Here is an 18,280-nt window from a genome sequence, read left to right on the forward strand (position 1 = left end):
CGATGCTACCGCCGGCCTGGCGGCGCAGCCATGGCAGCGGCAGGCTCGGGCGGCGTCAGGTGGCGCGGGACGATGATGGTCTGGCCGGGCGTGAGCTGCGCGTTCTCGGCCAGCGAGTTGCTCTGCGCGAGCGTCCACAGCGGCACGCGGTTGGCTGCGGCGATGCTCTCCAGGGTGTCGCCGCGGCGTACCGGCACGCGCACCCCGCTGTCCCATAATTCGACCAGCGTATCGCCCGGCACGAGATAGCGCAGCGGCACGGCATCGGCCTGGGTCTGCGGCGGAATGCGCGGCAGCTGCGTCACCATCTCGATGATCTGGCGATGGATGTCGTCCGACTTCTCGATGTTGATATGCGAGACGCGCGCGTTTTCCTTAAGGTCGTAGCTCGCATAGTGACCGCGATAGCCGGGCACCGCCACGACGTCGCCGCCGCCGAGCACGCTGTCGGACATGAAGATGTTGATGAAGCGCTCGACATTGAGTGGCACGTCGCCGGTCGCATGCGCGGGGTCGATGGCGACCACGAGGCTGATCGGGATGTTCTCCTTGGCCGCCATCTCGGAGATCACGATCGAGCACAGCCCGCCCATGGAATGGCCGATCAGCACGATCGGTGCGGGGCTCTCCTTGTAGCTGGCGATGGCGCGGTTGCCGATCAGCCGGCAGATGGTGAATTCGTAGACGTCCGCCGAGAAGCCGGCCTTGGTCAGCTTCTCGCTGAGCCGGTCCATGCCGGTCGAGAAGATCGGGCCCATAGCGCCGCGGAACAGGTAGATTTTCGGCGGCGGCAGCGGCTCGAAGGGCGCGGCAGGCGGAGCGACGGGTACGGCAGGGGCCGCCGCCGGCTTCGACTTGGCCGGGGACGCCGCAGCCACGACGGGATACAAGGCGAGCAGCGCAAACGCTGCCAGCACGACAACTCGCCTCAAATCGATCATCAGATCAGCCGTCCCACCACAGGAGGTATTACGCCCCTCCCCACGGGGGCTTAGTGACCACCGATTGGGTGGATTTTGGGGCATGGAACCTCAACTGAACGGAGCCCATGGCTGGGCTTCGCAGGCATCCAGGATCACCGAACTCTGGATGCCCTTGTAGGCATCATCGTCGAAAAAGACCGAATAGGCGGGCGACCTGCCGCCCGCCGAACCCGCGCTGCCTCAGGCAGACGAAATACGATCCCGGCCCGTGGTCGCTCTGGCGGACGTCGGTTGTCTCGAGTCCGCCGGTCAGCTTGACCTCGGCGGCCGCTTTCTTGACGCCCTCCTGCAACGCCTTGGCGCCCGGCGGACGCGGAGGATGATAGGCAGGAGGCAGATTCGCGCTCGTTGCGCATCCCGCGAGCAACAGCGTCAGGACGGCGGACAAGGCCGCCAGAGACCGGCGCCTCATCCCTGGGTCAGGAAGAGATAGAGGCAGCCCGCGACGGTCGGCAGAAACGCGACCAGGGCCGTCATCCAGAAGCCGGACTCGAGCATCGCCTCCTGATCATCCGTCTCGCCGGCCACACGCCGATCCGCGACCGTGCGGCTCCACGCTTCGTCAGCCGTGAACAGGGGGACGCTCCTCGCTCGCGCATCGTGGCGCGCTGCGCTTTGGCGCAAAGCGCGCTCGGAAGGGCGTGTCGTTCCGGATGTCAGCATGTGATGTCTCTGATCGGCTATCGATGTGTTGAGCTCGGAGATCAGCGCGCAGCCGCATTACTGCGTCAGCGGCTGCTCTGAACCCGGCCCGGGCGGCGACGCCGGGTCTGGACTGTTGGCCGGACTGTCCTTGGCGCCGGAATCCGTCCAGGCCGGCGGCAGGCCGAGCCCCTGCCCCGCAAGGCCGGTCAGGCCTGGAAAGCGCCCGAACGCCTCGCACGCGACGTATTTCGGTGCGCCGCCGAGCCGCACGGGAATGCTCTCCATCGGCGGCAGGGCAGCGATACCACCGAACGGCGACTCTCCGGTCGTGACCAGCTTGGCGAAGTCCGCGCCGAAATCGGCGGCGAGATCGTAGGCATCGCCTTCGTTGGCGACGCGCGCGGAATTCGAGATGGAATTGGCGCTGCGCGCCCACACCATGGCTGCTTTCTGAAATCCGGCGAAGTCGCGCGCTTCCGCTTCGACCGACAGACTGCCGAGGCCGACCGGAAGCCGCGGCACCGGCACGGGTACGCCGGGAAGCGCGACGGTCTTGGCGATCGACAGGGCTTTCGACGCGCCGGAGGCAGTCGCGCTGGTCGGCGTGGCATGCGTCACCGTCGCCTGAACCGTGAGGTCGGCGTCGTCATCGTTGGAGACGATACGGAAGCGCTCGCTCAAGCGGAGACAAAGTTCGCGGCTGACGGCGTTGGCGACGAGGCGGCGCTCTTTGTCGTTCAGCGCAACGCCAGGGCGCGCAGGAAACGCGGTCGATGCGATCCGGATCGTCTTCGCCGCGAGCAAGTCCTTCTTGTTCATCCGGATCTGCGACCGCGTCACCAGTCCGTTCGCATCCGACATCCGGTCGTAGCTCCTGAGCGAGCCGGCCCGTTCGAGCGGCGCGGTCGCGCAGCCACCGAGCGCCAGCGCGACGCTCATCAGGGCCGTCCGTGGCAAGCGCATGGTCCCATTCCCGCATCGACGGCTTATTAGAGAGATTGCTCTAATAATCACTCTCACGCCTCGCAACACTCGGTCAACATAAATAGATGGAACTCTCTAATTTTGATTTTCTCGTGGCAAATCGTCGTGCTAAACGGGGCGAGTGTGAATGGAGATGTCCGATTTGAGGAAAGTCGATCCCGTCAAGCATGAGCAGAAGCGCCAGGAGATCCTCGGCGCGGCGATCCGCTGCTTCATCAGGGACGGCTTCCGCGGCGCCAGCACGACGGACATCTGCACCGAGGCCGGCATCAGTCCCGGCCACCTCTACCATTACTTTCCGAGCAAGGAGGCGATCATCGAGGCGATGATCGATCTGGGCGTTGCGCATGCGGCGGAGCGGTTTGAGAGGATTCTCGCGGCCGACGACGTAATCGAGGCGCTGCTCGTCGACATCGAGGACAACAGCCTGCGCTTTCGTCCCGCCCAAATCCTCAATCTGGATGGCCTCGCCGAGGCAGGCCGCAATCCGGACTTCGCCAAGATCATCGAACGGCACACCGCGGCGGTCCGCCGCATGTGGAGCGACTTCCTGCGCCACGCGCAACAGCAGGGGCGGGTCGATCCAGGGCTGGATCCGGATGCGACGGCGAACATCCTGATCGCCCTCATCGACGGATCCCGCGCCCTGCCGATCCGCAATCCCAAGCTGGATATCAAGCAGAGCGCGGCGCATCTGCGCACGATGCTCCTCCGCTTCCTGCGGCCAGCCGCGGCGCAGAGCACCGCGAGCAAGCCGCGCAGTCAAGGGACCAGTCGTCCGCTCAAGCTGGTCAGGAAGCGACCATAGGGCATCCCCTGCGGCGCGGCCTGCCGCAGCTGCGCGTCGCCGTCACGGCCGGCTCTTGAGCCTGTCGCGATGCGCGGCCTGCTTGGCGCGGTTGCCGCAAATCGCCATGCTGCACCATCGCCGCGCGCGCCTGCGGGTGTGGTCGGCGAACAGCATCGTGCAGTTATGGCCCTCGCACGCCTTCACGTCGGAAAAGTCTTCGTCGCAGACGAACTTTGCCATCGCTTCGCCGATAGGCAACAGCAGGGACTCCGGTGATCGCCAGCGCCGCGTCCTCTGCAGCGCAAGGCCTTCCTCACCATGGCGAGGCCCGACTTGCAGGAACGTCTCATCGCGCTCCAGGATGCCGTTCAACGGGCCAAGCTCGTGCAGCGCCTTCGCCGTCAGCGGCCGGCCCGCATGCTCCAGAACAAAGCCCCTGAACCACTCGCGCAAGGCGCGGACCTGATCGGCGACCTCGTCGAGGTCGGCCGGTCTGGCGCGCGCCGTCAGCGCATCCAGCTCCTCCGGCGGCACCAGCTTCGCCTGCGCCAGCCAGTCGATCAGGCCATCGCCATCGTCGAGCCAATCGACGGGTGTATCGACTGGCGTCGCCACCGAGTTGAGGAAATCGAGGCCGAGCGAGTCGGCGAGGAACATCGCGGGTGGTCTGTCCATGAGCGGTCCTTGGCCTGTCGTGAGAAGGCAACCCTACGTAACCAGTAAAATAGCCATTGACAAGTTACTATCGACTTTCATAACCTGAATAAGACGATTTAACAGGTTACGTAAAATGGAGAGGGTCATGACCCCGACGACCTACCGCACCGCAGACGTCGACGGCTTCAAGGTGTTCTATCGCGAGGTCGGCCTCAAGGGCGCGCCGAAGCTTTTGCTGCTGCACGGCTTTCCGAGCGCCGGTCACATGTTCCGCGACCTGATCCCGCTGCTCGCGGACAAATATCATATCGTCGCGCCCGACCTTCCCGGCTTCGGCCAGTCCGACATGCCGCCGCGCCAGGACTTCGTCTACAATTTCGAGAACATCGCGCATGTGATCGAGCGCTTCACCGAGGTGATCGGCTTTGACCGCTTCGCCATCTACGTCTTCGACTATGGCGCACCGACCGGCTTCCGGCTCGCGCTCAGCCATCCCGAACGGATCACGGCGATCATCTCGCAGAACGGCAACGCCTATGAGGACGGCCTCAGCGACGGTTGGACTCCGATCAAGGCCTATTGGCAGGACCCCTCGCCGGCGAACCGCGAGGCGCTGCGCGCCTTCCTCACGCCGGAGGCGACGCGCTGGCAGTACACCCATGGCGTCCCCGATCCGTCCCTGGTGTCGCCGGACGGCCAGAACCTCGACAATTTCTATTTGGCGCGCCCGGGCTCGGACGACGTGCAGCTCGACCTGTTCGGCGACTACAAGAGCAACGTCGCGCTCTATCCGCTATTCCAGAGCTATTTCCGCACGCGCAAGCCGCCGTTCCTGGCGGTGTGGGGTAAGAACGATCCGTTCTTCATCCCGCCGGGGGCCGAAGCCTTCAAGGGCGACAATCCCAACGCGGTGGTTCAGTTCTTCGACACCGGCCATTTCGCGCTGGAAACGCATGCGCGAGAGATCGCGGAGAGCATTCGCTCGTTCTTGAAATGACGGGACATGCGCGCCGCGGCCTGTAGCAGCATTGCGGCGCCGCCCTAAAGCGGCAGCATCCGGTTCAAGAGCTCGAGCAGCGTGCGCTGCTCGGTCTCGGTGAGCGGCACCAGCATCCTCTTGTTGTAGGGCTCCGTCAGCTTTGTCCCCTCCTCAATCAGCTTTGCGCCCTTCGGCGTGAGCACGAGCTCGACGGCGCGACGATCGGACTTCGAGCGGTTGCGCTTGATGAAGCCGGACGATTCCAGCTCGTTCAGGATCTTGATCAGGTTCGGCAGGCGCAGCCGCAGCAAGCTGGCGAGGCTGCTCGGCGGCACGCCGGGATTGTCGCGGATGACGGCGAAGATCGCATAGGTCGCCGGCGTCAGGCCGAGTGCGGCGAACTCCTCATAGAAGCCCTCGAAGAACTTCAGCTGCGCGAGGCGCAGCATGAAGCCAGGCGTGCGCTGCAGCGCGCGCAGGTCCAGCGAACTTTCCGGCTGCGACGCGGATTTCGCTCCGGGTTTCCGAGTCTTCGAGCTCATGATTCTCAATCCAAATTCTCAATCCAAGGCTGGGCCGAATTGACACTCTCAAAAATAGCTATAAAATATAACTATTATTCAGCGGCACCAAGACCGCCTATGGGAGGGACAGAATGAACAGCAAATTCCTGCACAAATTGTGCATTTTGGCCGCGACGCTGACCGCCATGCCGGCATTCGCCCAGGACGTGGTGAAGATCGGCATCCTCAACGACCAGTCCGGTCCGTTCGCGAGCTATCAGGGCATCGGCTCGGTCGTCGCTGCCAAGATGGCGGTCGAGGATTACGGCGGTAAGGCCGCCGGCAAGCCGGTCGAGGTCGTCGCGGCCGACCACCAGAACAAGACCGACATCGGAATCGGCATCGCCCGGCGCTGGTACGAGAACGAGAGCGTCGATGCGATCTTCGACATTCCGAACTCGTCGATCGCGCTTGCGGTAGCCGGCATGAGCGCCGAGAAGAACAAGGTGTTCGTCGGATCGGGCGCCGGCACGGTGCTCCTGACCGGCGAGAAGTGCACGCCGAACACCGTGCACTGGACCTACGACACCTATGCCTACGGGCGCGGTCTCGGCAAGGCGATCGTACAGCAGGGCGGCAAGAAGTGGTTCTTCATCACCGCCGATTACGCCTTCGGTCATGATCTGGAGAAGCAGGCCGCGGAGGCCGTGAAAGCCTCCGGCGGCGAGGTGCTCGGCAGCGTGCGGCATCCGCTGGGAACGGCCGACTACGCCTCGTTCCTGCTGCAGGCGCAGGCTTCCGGCGCGAACGTCGTCGGCTTCGCCAATGCCGGCGACGACACCATCACGTCGATGAAGCAGGCCGCCGAGTTCGGGCTGACCAAGGACCACAAGCTGGTCGGGTTGATCCTCGGCATGAACGGCCTTCCCGCGCTCGGCCTGAAGTTTGCGCAGGGCGCGCAGATCATGAATCCGTTCTACTGGGATCTCAACGACGGCACGCGCGCCTTCGCAAAGCGCTTCGCCGAACGGATTCCGTCGAAGGCCTATCCCAACGACATGCAGGCCGGCGTCTATGCCTCGGTCATTCACTACCTCAAGGCGGTCGACAAGGCCGGCGGCGCCAAGGACGGCAAGGCCGTCGTCGCCGCGATGAAGGAGATGCCGACCGACGATCCGCTGTTCGGCAAGGGCTATATCCGCAAGGACGGACGCAAGATCCATCCGCTCTACCTGCTCCAGGTCAAGTCGCCCGAGGAATCGACGTCGAGCTGGGACCTGCTCAAGGTCGTCGCCACGATCAAGGGCGAGGACGCATTCCGCGCCGAGAGCGAAGGCCAGTGCCCTCTGACGAAGCAATAGCAGCGGGGCTGACCATGAGCGGCATTGCATCCAGTCCGGCCGATCCGTTTGCGCCTGACTTCCTGATGGAGCCCTATCCTGCCTATGAGGAGTTGCGCGCGCTCGGACCTGCGTTCGAATTGGAGCGATACGGCGTGTGGGCGATGGCCGGATATGCCGAGGTCGAGCCGGCCCTGAAGGACTGGCAGACGTTCATCAGCGGCGAAGGCGTCGGGCTCCACGGGATGAATCCGGCGCTGCCACGACCGCTGACGCTCCAGATCGATCCTCCCGACCACGACAAGGGCCGCCGGGTGCTCGGCCGCACGCTCTCTCCCGGCGTCGCAAGGAAGCTGCGCGAGACGTTCCAGCGGGAGGCGGAGAAGAAGGTTGCGGAGTTGATCGACAAAGGCACGTTCGATGCCGTGACCGATCTTGCCGAAGCCTATCCGATGAAGGTGTTTCCGGATGCGATCGGCATCCGGCCGGACGGCCGCGAGAAGCTCCTGGCGTGGAGCACGTTCGTGTTCAACAGCTTCGGGCCGGAGAACGAGATAGCCGCGGCGTCACGGCAGGAAGGTCTCGCCGCGCAGAGCTGGATCATGGAATGTTGTGCGCGGGATGCGCTACGGCCCGACAGCCTCGGCATGATGATCTACCAGGCGGCTGACGAGGGCGAGATCACCGAGCACGAGGCAACGCATCTGGTGCGGCCGTTCCTCACCGCAGGGATCGACACCACCGTCAACGGCATCGGCAACACCCTGCTCGCGCTCGCAACGCATCCGGATGAATACCGCAAGCTTCATCACAAGCCTGAGCTGGCGCGCAACGCGTTCGAGGAAGGCCTGCGCTACGATTCACCGGTGCAGACGTTCTTCCGCACCACCTCGCGCGAGGTCGAGACCGGCGGCGGCGTGATTCCGGCGCACCGCAAGGTGCTGCTGTTCATGGCCTCCGCCAACCGCGATCCCGCGCGATGGGACAGGCCCGATCAGTTCGACGTCGAGCGGGTTGCGACCGGACATGTCGGCTTCGGCGCCGGCATCCACGCCTGCGTCGGCCAGATGATCGCGCGCCTGGAGGGCGAATTGATCTTCGGCGAGCTCGCAAGGCGCGTGAAGACCATCGAGCTCACGGCAGAGCCGAAACGCAGGCTCAACAATTCCCTGCGCGGGCTGGAGAGCATGCCGGTCCGGGTGACGGCGGCCTAGGCCGCGTCACACGATCCGGCATGAGCGTGTGTCAGTTCCTCGCCGGAGCCGCAGCCGCCGCCGAGCGGGCCGGAGCGGCAGGAGCCTGCTGCACCTGCGGCGCGGCGTTCGCGACGGGAGCGGAGGTCGCCTGGCTGTTGCGGGCGATCGCGGCTTGCTCGATGCCGGTGGCGACGACCGAGACGCGGATCAGGCCGTCGAGCGCTTCGTCGAAGGTGGCGCCGACGATGATGTTGGCGTCCTGGTCGACTTCCTCGCGGATGCGGGTCGCGGCTTCGTCCACCTCGAACAGCGTGAGGTCCTTGCCGCCGGTGATGGAGATCAGGAGGCCCTTGGCGCCCTTCATCGATGAGTCGTCGATCAGCGGGTTGGCGATCGCGGCTTCCGCGGCGGTCAGCGCGCGCTTGTCGCCGGACGCTTCGCCCGTGCCCATCATCGCCTTGCCCATTTCCCTCATCACCGCCCTCACGTCGGCGAAGTCGAGGTTGATCAGGCCTTCCTTGACCATCAGGTCGGTGATGCAGGCAACGCCGGAGTAGAGCACCTGGTCGGCCATCGCGAAGGCGTCGGCGAAGGTGGTCTTCTCGTTGGCGACCCGGAACAGGTTCTGGTTCGGGATGATCAGGAGCGTGTCGACGACCTTGTGCAGCTCGTTGATGCCGGCTTCGGCGGTGCGCATGCGGCGGCCGCCTTCGAAGTGGAACGGCTTGGTCACGACGCCGACGGTGAGGATGCCCATGTCGCGCGCGGTCTTGGCGATCACCGGAGCAGCACCCGTGCCAGTCCCGCCGCCCATGCCGGCGGTGACGAACACCATGTTGGCGCCCGAGAGATGGTCGCGCAGCTCGTCGATCACCTCTTCCGCCGCCGCGGCGCCGACGTTCGGCTGCGAACCTGCGCCGAGGCCTTGGGTGACCGCAGTGCCCATCTGCACGATGCGCTGCGCCTTCGACATCGTCAGCGCCTGCGCGTCGGTGTTGGCGACCACGAAGTCGACGCCCTGCAGGCCCGCCGTGATCATGTTGTTGACGGCGTTGCCACCGGCGCCACCGACGCCGAACACGGTGATCCGGGGCTTCAGTTCGTGAATATCAGGAACATTGATGCTGATGGTCATGGTTGCCTCTCGATCACGCGCGCGTGGGTTCGCCCCGGCCGGTGGCCGCGGGAGTTGGTGAAAATCGGGAATTGCGGAAATGAGTCATCAAAAGCCCTCGCGTAGCCATCGTCCGACCTTTCCGAAATAACCGCCGGTCCCTGTCTTGACCTGCTGCCGCGTATGCCGCGGTTCGACATGTTCGAGGTGAACATATTGAGGGTAGACGAGAAGTCCGGCCGGCACCGCGAACGCGGCGTTCTTCGCCTCGTTGGGCAGCCGGCCGAAACCGAGCGGACGACCGACCCGCACGGGCCGGCCGAGAATCTGGGTGCCGAGTTCGACAAGACCGGTGAGCTGCGAGGCGCCGCCCGAGAGCACGACGCGACCGTTGGGCTCTGAGGCGAAGGGCGAATCCTTCAGCTTGTCCCGAACCATTTCGAAGACTTCCTCGGCACGGTGCTTGACGATGTTGGCGATGGTGGCGCGGGAGACGATCTGCGGCAGATCCTGCTCGTCACCGGCTGTCGGTACAGACATCAGCTCACGCGAGTCCGATCCGCCGGTGATGACGGTCCCGTATAACGTCTTGATTCGCTCGGCATCGGCAATGGTCGCGGAGAGTCCGCGCGCGAGATCCATCGTGATGTGTTGCCCGCCGACCGCAAAACCGGCCGCATGCACGAAACGTCCGCCGGAATAGACCGCGATGGTGGTGGTGCCCGCGCCCATCTCGACCACGGCGGCGCCGAGATCGGCCTCGTCGTCGGTCAGCACGGAAAGACCGGCCACATAGGAGCTCGCCGCCATGGCTTCGACGTTGATGTGGCAGCGCTCCACCGCCAGCATCAGGTTCCGCGCCACGGTGGCGTCGCAGGTGACGACGTTCATGTCGACGCCGAACTGATGCGCGACCATGCCGCGGGGATCACGGATGCCCTTGACGCCGTCGAGCGTGTAGCCGACCGGCAGCGCGTGCAGCACGGTGCGGCCTTCGCCGGTGGCGTGGCGCATGCCGGTGGAGGTGACGCGGCTGACATCGGCCGGCGTCACGGCGCCGCCGCGGATGTCGGCGGCGGCTTCGACCAGCTGGCCGGAGAGCCGGCCGCCGGAGACCGACAGCAGCACGGAGTCCACCCGCACCTTGGCCATTTTCTCGGCGAGCCCGACGGCCTGGCGCACCGCCTGCTCGCATTCGCCGAGATCGATCACCGCGCCGGCCTTCATGCCGCGCGACTGGATCTGGCTGTAGCCGATCAGCTCCACCGCATGGGTGCGGCCGCGCAGCGCGTCGCTCGGCGGCGACGGCTTCAGCCGCGCGATCATGCAGGCGATCTTGCTGGTGCCGATGTCGAGGCAGGCGACGAGGCCGCCGCGTTTGTGCGGCATCGGGCGCGTCTTCGGCGTCTGGTTGCGATCAAGACCGGTCATGCGGCGTCCCCGGCCTTTTTCTTCTTCTTGTCCTTGAACTGCTCCTCGCGCGCCTTGGCGGCGTCGTCGGACAGCTGCACTACCAGGCGATCGGGCAGGCGCATGTCGACGGCGACGATGTCGCGGGAGAACAGCCTGTCCTCCTTGTCGAGCCGGGACAGCATCGCCAGCGCGTTGCCGACGTCCTGCTCGGGCAGGCGGATGTCGAGGCCGTCCTTGAGCCTCAAATTCCAGCGCCGCTCGCCGACATAGATCGCGGCCTTGGTCACCGAATTGATCTGCGGATAGCGCGCCAGCAGCGCCAGGAAATCGCGCGCCTGGGTGTCGGCGCCCTTGCCGACCACGAGCGGCAGCGCCAGGAAGCGGCGCGAGACATAGGGTTCGAGCACGGCGCCGTCGTCGGCGATCACGGAGAGCCGGCCGGCCTCCTGCCACAGCGCGAACGCCTGGCGCTCGGTGATGTCGATCATCAGCCGGCCCGGATAGAGCTTCAGCACGGTCGCATCAGCGATCCAGGGATTGGCCTTGAGCTTGTCGCGCACCGCGTCGGCATCGAGGAACAGCAGCGAGGAACGGCCGCTGACGCCGCCGATCGCGAGGATCTCGTCCTGGGTGAGCTGCTTGCGGCCGTTGATCGCGACCGAGGTGATGCGGAAGCCGGCGGAATTGGCCAGCGCGTTGCGGGCATCGCTGACCGCGGTGATGAAATCCTGGAGATGGCCGCCCTTGACGATGCCGAAGCCGCAGCTTCCGAGCAACAGCACCACGGTCATGGTGAGCCCGACCCGGCGCGGCAGATAGCGCTCGACCAGCGCGACCACACGCGGCGGGGGCTCGCGCTCGACGACCGGCTTGGACTTGGCCTTGGTCCTGATCTTGTCCTGGGCGGCAGCGCGAGCTTCGGCCCGCTTGTCCTGCACCCACTCGCGCAGAAGCACGACCGCTCCGATAGCGGCCGCCTTCAGGTCAGCTTGGGGCCTCAGCGATCTGAAAAGCGACCGGGTGAGGCTTCCTGCACCATCCATTGCACGAGCTCGTCAACAGTTAGCCCGCGACATCGCGCGGGTCCTGGCGAACATGACGTCTCGGACTTGCCGGGCCGGGTGCTGGTCTTCAGCAGAAGAAACCTCTCCCGTTCAAAGCGTTCGCTGGAGGTGACATCACCAGGACAGCTCACGCGCCGGCAGCCAAAACGCCATATGCGCCGCCAGCGTTAACCTTCGGATGTCCTGGTAAACAAAAGGTAAACTTCGTTAACGCGGGATGCTTTTTGCCCCACGATATCTGGCATTTATGCCGCGATGTCCGGCATTTTACCGGATTTGGACCCCAAACCGGGCCATTTCGGCCGTTCGGCCGTTAACCAGTCCTAATTATTTTCGCGCACCCCGCTCCGCGAGCTCGACCAGGCCGCGCAGGAAGTCGACGAACGCGATGCCTTCGGCTTTCAGCGCCTTGGGGTAGAGCGAGGACTTGGTCAGCCCGGGCAGCGTGTTGGTTTCGAGATAGACGAGGCCCCTCTCCGAGACGATGAAGTCCGAGCGGGAGTAGCCGGTGCAGGACATCGCCCGGTGCGCCAGCATCGCCTGCTCCTTCAGCGCGGCGGTGATCTCGGGCGCGAATCGGCCGGGACAGATCTCCTGGGTCGACTTCAAAAGATATTTTGCCGCGTAGTCGAAATTGCCCTCGCCCGGAATGATCTCGATCGGCGGCAGCGAGATGATCGACCCATCGGGGCGCTCCAGCACGCCGCACGTCGCCTCGACGCCGGCGATGTAGGGCTCGATCACATATTCTTCGTGCTTGGCGGCGTTGCGGACGGCGACGAGGTCCTGTTTGGCGTTGACGAAGATCAGGCCGTAGCTCGAGCCATCTCGGGCGGGTTTTGCGATCAGCCGACCATATTCGGCGAAGGCTTCGTCGATGGTCTCGAGCGCAATGTTGGCCGGCGGCGTCACGCCGCCGAGCGCGGCGAAGTGCTTGGCCGCGATCTTGTCGAAGGCGAGATGCGAGGAGGCCGAGCCCGAGCCGGTGAACGGCACGCCGCGCGCCTCGCACATCACCTGCAATTCGCCGTTCTCCGCGCGCCCGCCATGCAGGCCGAGCACCAGCACGCGGCCTTCGGCCTTGGCCTGGTCGAGCGCCTGCGCCAGCGGGATGCCCCGCGTGCCGGGCTTGAACTCGTCCTCGAACGGACGGGCATGTTCGAGCAGCTGCTTGGACTGCACCACATGCACCTTGTCCTCGACGTCCCACCACCAGAGATCGGCCTCGGGCAGCGCCTGATGCAGCGCCTGGGCCGAGGCGACCGAAACCAGACGCTCGCGGTTGGAGCCGCCGAAGAGGATGGTGATGCGCATGTTCTCAGTTACCTATCTGCTTCGTCATTCCGGGATGCGCCGCAAGGCGCAGGCCCGGAATCCATAACCACGATCGTGAGTATGGATTCCGGGCTCTCGCTTCGCGAGCCCCGGAATGACGATGATCATGAAACCCCGATCCGCTTGATTTCCCAGTGTAGCTCAATTCCGGAATTCACCTTCACGCGTTCGCGCACGGTCTCGCCCAGCGTCTCGATGTCGTGCGCGGTGGCATCGCCGGTGTTGATCAGGAAATTGCAGTGCATCTCCGAGACTTGCGCGCCGCCGACGCGCAAGCCGCGGCAGCCGGCGGCGTCCACCAGCTTCCAGGCGGAATGGCCCGGCGGGTTCTTGAAGGTCGACCCACCAGTCTTCTCGCGGATCGGCTGCGCGGTCTCGCGGTGGGTCTGCACCTCCGCCATCCGCGCGCGGATCGCTTCGGCATCTTTGATCTCGCCGCGGAAGCGCGCGGAGGTGAAGATGATGGAGGGATCGACACCGCTGTTGCGGTAGACGAACTTCATCTCGGCGTTGGAGAAGGTGTGCTTGGTGCCGTCGCGCCCGACGCCGCGCGCCTCGATCAGCACGTCCTTGGTCTCGCCGCCATTGGCGCCCGCGTTCATGCGCAGCGCACCGCCGATCGTGCCGGGAATACCGAAGTAGAATTCGAGTCCGCCGATATTGGCGCTTGCTGCAACTTCCGCCACGCGCTTGTCGAGCGCGGCAGCGCCCGCGGTGACGATGTCGCCATCCGCAGTCGCCTCGCCAAAGGCACGCGGCGCGAGACGGATCACCACGCCGGCAATGCCGCCGTCGCGCACGATCAGGTTGGAGCCGACGCCGACGACATAGACGGGAATGTCGGACGGAAGATGCGCGAGGAAGTAAGCGAGATCGTCCTCGTCGGCGGGCGTGAACAGCACCTGCGCCGGACCGCCGACGCGAAACCAGGTCAGCTCGGCGAGCGACTGGTTGGCGAGCAGCCGACCGCGCAGGTCCGGCATCGCGGCTTTGAGCGAGGGGGTGATGTCGGGAAAGCTCATGGCGTGCTGACCGACGTGCGAGCTGCGATGAGACTGCGTCGGGCAACATTGTCCGTCAGCGCCCGCGACCTACCCCTCTCCCCAACGGGGGGAGGGAGCCCGACCAGCGTGCTCACCTCCCCTGGCGCCGCAGCTGCCCTCTGAGCCTTTGTGAGAGTCAGGGAGGCATCGGCGGATGGGTTCCCTCCCCCCTTGCGGGGGAGGGTTAGGGAGAGGGGTGGCCACACGGGCGGTGATCGATGATGGCTCGACATCCGCGCGCCCTACTCCAGCGCCTTCAACTGGTCCGGCAATGCATAGGCCCATTGCGTGATGTTGCCCGCGCCAAGGCACACGACGAGATCGCCGGACTTCGCGAGGCCCTTGACGATACCCGCGAGCTCCGGCGCTCCCGGCAGCGGCACCACCTCGCGATGCCCATGCGCACGCAGGCCCGCGACGAAATGATCGCGATCGACGCCTTCGATCGGCGCTTCGCCCGCGGCATAGACGTCGGCAACCACCACGGCGTCCGCATCATTGAAGCAGGTGCAGAATTCCTCGAACAACGATTGCAGGCGGGTGTAGCGATGCGGCTGCACCACGGCGATGACCTTGCCGTTGCTGGATTCCCGCGCCGCCTTCAGCACCGCTGCGATCTCGACCGGATGATGCCCGTAATCGTCGATCACGGTGACGCCATTCCACTCGCCGGTCTTGGTGAAGCGGCGCTTGACGCCGCCGAAGCCGGCGATCGCCTTGCGGATCTCCTCGTCCGACACGCCGAGCTCGCGTGCGACGGCAATGGCAGCGGTCGCATTTGAAGCATTGTGGCGGCCGGGCATCGGCAGCATGAGATCGGCTATCTCATGCACCGCCCCTGTCTTGCGATCACGAAACGCGACCTTGAACTTGGAGCCACCGCCCATCGGGGTCAGGTCGAGCAGCCGCGCATCGGCCTGCGGATTCTCGCCGTAAGTAATGATGCGGCGATCCTCGATCTTGCCGACGAGAGTCTGCACCACGGGATGATCGATGCACATCACGGCAAAGCCGTAGAACGGCAGGTTCTCGACGAAGTTTCGGAACGCGTCCTGCACGGCGTCGAAAGTTTTGAAGTGATCGAGATGCTCGGGGTCGACATTGGTGACGATGGCGACATCAGTCGGCAGCTTCAAGAACGTGCCGTCGCTCTCGTCGGCTTCCACCACCATCCAGTCGCCGGCGCCAAGCCGGGCGTTGGAGCCATACGCATTGATGATGCCGCCATTGATCACGGTGGGATCGAGCCCGCCGGCATCGAGCAGGGTTGCGACCATCGTGGTCGTCGTGGTCTTGCCGTGGGTGCCGGCAATCGCGACGCAGCTCTTCAGCCGCATCAGCTCGGCCAGCATCTCGGCGCGGCGCACCACCGGAATCCGCCGCTCGCGCGCCGCCATCAGTTCCGGATTGTCGCGCTTGATCGCGGTGGAGACCACGACGACCTCGGCACCATCGACATTCTCGGCCTTATGGCCGACCGAGACCTTCGCGCCCTTCTTGCGCAGACGGTCGAGATTGTAATTGTCGGCGGCGTCAGAGCCCTGCACGGTATAGCCGAGATTGACCAGCACCTCGGCGATGCCGCTCATGCCGATCCCGCCGATCCCGACGAAGTGGATGGGTCCGATCTCGCGCGGCAGTCTCATATGGTTTCCTTGGGGTCATCGTCCGCGAAGGCGGGCGATCCAGTATTCCGCGACGCCTGAGATTCAAATCAGCTGCGTCGTATACTGGATGCCCCGCTTTCGCGGGGCATGACAAGGGGCTTTTTTGGCCATTCCGGGGCGGAACGGGCGTCAGATTCCAGCGACTTTGACCACCAGATCGGCGAGCCGCTCGGCAGCATCGAGCCGGCCTGCCCCTTTCGCCGCGGCGGCCATGGCGGCAAGACGCGCGGGCTCGGCGGCGAAGGCGGAGATCTCGGACGCGAGACGGTCGGAGGTGAACTCGGTCTGCGGGATGCGGAGCGCGCCATCGACCTTGGCCAGCACGCCGGCATTGGCGAACTGGTCCTGGTCGATCGAGCCCGGCAGCGGTACGAGAATCGAGGGCCGGCCGATCGCGGCGAGCTCGGCCACCGTGCCGGCGCCGGAACGCGACACCACCAGATGGTTGGAGGCGAGCCGCGCCGGCAGATCGGTGAAGAACGGCGCAAGCTCCGCCTTGATCTTGAGCTTGTCGTAGACCGCGCGCACGCGGCTCATGTCCTCGTCGCGGACCTGCTGGGTTAGGATCAGCCGGCTCCACAACGACGATTCCAGCCGCTCGATCGCGCCGGGCACGATGTCGGCCATGATGCGTGCGCCCTGGCTGCCGCCGACGACGAGCAGCCGCAGCGGCCGTTTGGCTCAGGCGCGACATACGGCACGGCGGCTGCGCCGGCCGCATCGGCGTGCCGACCGTCGTGGTCTTGCCCGCCAGGGCCGGATCGCGATCGAGCACGCCGGGCAGCGACGTCGCGATGGCTTGGACGCGGCTCGACAGAAACCGGTTGGCGCGGCCGAGCACGGCGTTGGCGTCGTGGATGATGCCGGGCACGCCTGCGAGCTTTGCAGCGACCAACGGCGGCAGTGTCGGATAGCCGCCGAAACCGACGACGGCGACCGGCTTCAGGCGCTTGATCAGGCGATACGCAGACAGCGTGCCGGTGGCGAGGGTGAGGCCGGCATAAGCGAGCTGAAACGGATTGCGGCCGCGCGCGGTCTCGCTGGCCACGACGTCGATCATGTCCTTGCTGAACAGCCCGCTATAGCGCAGCGCGCGCTCGTCGGTGACGAGGCGGACGCGAAAGCCGCGCCGGATCAACTCGACGCCGAGCGCCTCGGCCGGAAACAGATGGCCGCCGGTGCCGCCCGCGGCGAGAAGAATCAGGGGGGAGGTGTCCATGGCAAATAGTCTTACAAGGACTTTTTCGTCATTGCGAGCCGGCTACACGGTGCGCGTGCCCCGGGCGCAGCGCAGCGCGCCGCATCTTGCGGCGTGGTGCGCTGCTGAACCGGGGCCCATGGCTGCCACATTTCTGGGTCCCGGCTCTGCGCTCCGCTGCGCTGGTCCGGGACACGAGACCTGTCACGCGTAGCTGCGCATCGCCTCGGCGCGGCCGCTGGCCTCGACCTCGGTGCGCGGGCGCAGCCGCGTCAACGCGAGCATCATGCCGACGCCATAGGCTAGCGACACGATCGAGGAACCGCCATACGAGATGAACGGCAGCGTCATGCCCTTGGCGGGGATGAGCTGCAGGTTCACCGACATGTTGATCGCCGCCTGCACGCCGAACAGGATCGCAAGGCCAGACGCCGCGAAGCGCGAGAACATGTCCTCATTGGCATAGGCGCGCGACAGCGTGCGGATGACGACGAAGGCGAACAGCGCCAGCATCGCAAGGCACAGGATGATGCCGAACTCTTCGGCGGCGACCGCGAACACGAAGTCGGTGTGGCTGTCCGGCAGGCTGCGCTTGGCAATGCCCTCGCCCGGCCCGAGGCCGAACCAGCCGCCGTTGTAGAAGGCTTCCATGGCGGTATCGACCTGGAAGGTGTCGCCGGAGGCCGGGTTCATGAAGCGCTTGATGCGCCCTGCCACGTGCGGAACGAACAGATAGGCACTGAACAAGCCGGCGGCGGCGGCACCGGCGAGGCCGAACACCCAGATCATGCGCATGCCCGCGATGAAGAACAGCGAGCCCCACACCATCAGGATCAGCATGGTTTGGCCGAAATCCGGCTCCATCACCAAGAGCGACACCAACATCAGCAGCAGCACCAGCGCCATCGAGGTCGCCGGCATCTCCGGCCGCTTGGTCGATTCCGCGAACAGCCAGGCGGCGATGACGACGAAGGACGGCTTGGCGATCTCGGAGGCCTGAATGTTGACGCCGAGCAGCGTGATCCAGCGCCGCGAGCCCTTGACCTCCGGGCCGATCGCCAGCGTCAGCACGATCAGGATGATGCTGGCCGCGAAGATGATCAGCGCACTGCGGCGGATCGACCGCGGCGACAGGAAGGACACCCCGAGCAGCACCAGGCAGGACGGGAGCAGGAACATCACATGGCGGCTGAAGAAATGGAACGGATCGAGCCCGATGCGGGTCGCAACCGGCGGGCTCGCCGCCAGCGACAGGATCACGCCGGTGAGCATCAAGGCCAGGATGGCGCCCATCAGCGGCTTGTCGACGGTCCACCACCACTCGGAGAAGGGGGTGCGTTCTTCACGGGAGAGCATGGGCGGCCGCTTT

Annotated in this window: 15 protein-coding genes and 2 pseudogenes; 4 read left to right on the forward strand and 13 right to left on the reverse strand. The window is 65.5% G+C overall.

Annotated elements, in window-relative coordinates:
- Positions 1-5: 5 nt before the first annotated feature.
- The 3 genes from FOM02_RS05595 to FOM02_RS05605 form a co-directional block, all read right to left on the reverse strand.
- On the reverse strand, positions 6-941 hold the full coding sequence (locus FOM02_RS05595; protein WP_027560588.1) for a LysM peptidoglycan-binding domain-containing protein: 936 nt from the start codon (positions 939-941) through the stop codon (positions 6-8).
- Between the two features lie 450 nt (positions 942-1,391).
- Positions 1,392-1,646 (reverse strand): hypothetical protein, encoded by a 255-nt coding sequence (locus FOM02_RS05600; protein ID WP_027560590.1) that lies wholly within the window; start codon positions 1,644-1,646, stop codon positions 1,392-1,394.
- Positions 1,647-1,703: 57 nt separating this feature from the next.
- On the reverse strand, positions 1,704-2,567 hold the full coding sequence (locus FOM02_RS05605; protein ID WP_027560591.1) for a DUF3313 domain-containing protein: 864 nt from the start codon (positions 2,565-2,567) through the stop codon (positions 1,704-1,706).
- Between the two features lie 172 nt (positions 2,568-2,739).
- Here FOM02_RS05605 and FOM02_RS05610 point away from each other — a divergent pair, with 172 nt between their 5' ends.
- A complete protein-coding gene (locus tag FOM02_RS05610; RefSeq protein ID WP_027560592.1) occupies positions 2,740-3,420 on the forward strand; it encodes a TetR/AcrR family transcriptional regulator in 681 nt (226 codons plus the stop codon).
- Positions 3,421-3,462: 42 nt separating this feature from the next.
- Here the strand turns inward: FOM02_RS05610 and FOM02_RS05615 are convergent, their stop codons facing one another.
- Entirely contained in the window at positions 3,463-4,077 is a 615-nt protein-coding gene (locus tag FOM02_RS05615; RefSeq protein WP_027560593.1) for a CGNR zinc finger domain-containing protein, read from the reverse strand.
- A gap of 127 nt (positions 4,078-4,204) precedes the next feature.
- On the opposite strand from FOM02_RS05615, the gene FOM02_RS05620 reads away from it, so the two are divergent.
- Entirely contained in the window at positions 4,205-5,056 is an 852-nt protein-coding gene (locus FOM02_RS05620) for an alpha/beta fold hydrolase (RefSeq protein WP_027560594.1), read from the forward strand.
- Positions 5,057-5,100: 44 nt separating this feature from the next.
- Here FOM02_RS05620 and FOM02_RS05625 read toward each other — a convergent pair whose 3' ends face one another.
- Positions 5,101-5,580, reverse strand: coding sequence for a MarR family winged helix-turn-helix transcriptional regulator (locus FOM02_RS05625; RefSeq protein WP_027560595.1), 480 nt, complete (start codon positions 5,578-5,580; stop codon positions 5,101-5,103).
- A gap of 113 nt (positions 5,581-5,693) precedes the next feature.
- Between FOM02_RS05625 and FOM02_RS05630 the strand changes: the two genes are divergently transcribed.
- Together FOM02_RS05630 and FOM02_RS05635 are read left to right on the forward strand one after the other, a co-directional pair.
- A complete protein-coding gene (locus FOM02_RS05630) occupies positions 5,694-6,902 on the forward strand; it encodes an ABC transporter substrate-binding protein (RefSeq protein ID WP_027560596.1) in 1,209 nt (402 codons plus the stop codon).
- A gap of 14 nt (positions 6,903-6,916) precedes the next feature.
- Entirely contained in the window at positions 6,917-8,095 is a 1,179-nt protein-coding gene (locus FOM02_RS05635; RefSeq protein WP_027560597.1) for a cytochrome P450, read from the forward strand.
- A gap of 58 nt (positions 8,096-8,153) precedes the next feature.
- On the opposite strand, the pseudogene ftsZ reads toward FOM02_RS05635, so the two are convergent.
- From ftsZ to ftsW, 8 genes and pseudogenes are all read right to left on the reverse strand, one after another.
- Positions 8,154-9,212 (reverse strand): annotated as a pseudogene (gene ftsZ, locus FOM02_RS05640) (cell division protein FtsZ); the annotation flags it as partial.
- Between the two features lie 87 nt (positions 9,213-9,299).
- A complete protein-coding gene (gene ftsA / locus FOM02_RS05645; RefSeq protein ID WP_027560624.1) occupies positions 9,300-10,622 on the reverse strand; it encodes a cell division protein FtsA in 1,323 nt (440 codons plus the stop codon).
- A complete protein-coding gene (locus FOM02_RS05650) occupies positions 10,619-11,647 on the reverse strand; it encodes a cell division protein FtsQ/DivIB (RefSeq protein WP_027560625.1) in 1,029 nt (342 codons plus the stop codon). The genes ftsA and FOM02_RS05650 overlap by 4 nt, the downstream gene beginning before the upstream one ends.
- A 348-nt stretch (positions 11,648-11,995) precedes the next feature.
- Positions 11,996-12,982: a D-alanine--D-alanine ligase family protein gene (locus FOM02_RS05655; RefSeq protein ID WP_027560626.1), complete on the reverse strand. Its 987-nt coding sequence runs from the start codon at positions 12,980-12,982 to the stop codon at positions 11,996-11,998.
- 125 nt (positions 12,983-13,107) lie between these two features.
- On the reverse strand, positions 13,108-14,025 hold the full coding sequence (gene murB / locus FOM02_RS05660) for a UDP-N-acetylmuramate dehydrogenase (protein ID WP_265441495.1): 918 nt from the start codon (positions 14,023-14,025) through the stop codon (positions 13,108-13,110).
- Positions 14,026-14,288: 263 nt separating this feature from the next.
- Positions 14,289-15,692 carry a UDP-N-acetylmuramate--L-alanine ligase gene (gene murC, locus FOM02_RS05665; protein WP_027560628.1) on the reverse strand — a complete coding sequence of 468 codons (1,404 nt, stop codon included), beginning with the start codon at positions 15,690-15,692 and terminating at the stop codon, positions 14,289-14,291.
- A gap of 150 nt (positions 15,693-15,842) precedes the next feature.
- A pseudogene (gene murG, locus FOM02_RS05670) lies at positions 15,843-16,932 on the reverse strand (undecaprenyldiphospho-muramoylpentapeptide beta-N-acetylglucosaminyltransferase).
- Positions 16,933-17,115: 183 nt separating this feature from the next.
- Positions 17,116-18,267: a putative lipid II flippase FtsW gene (ftsW, locus tag FOM02_RS05675; protein WP_027560630.1), complete on the reverse strand. Its 1,152-nt coding sequence runs from the start codon at positions 18,265-18,267 to the stop codon at positions 17,116-17,118.
- Positions 18,268-18,280 lie beyond the last annotated feature (13 nt).

The sequence above is a fragment of the Bradyrhizobium sp. SEMIA genome (genome assembly GCF_014844175.1).
GTDB lineage: Bacteria > Pseudomonadota > Alphaproteobacteria > Rhizobiales > Xanthobacteraceae > Bradyrhizobium > Bradyrhizobium arachidis.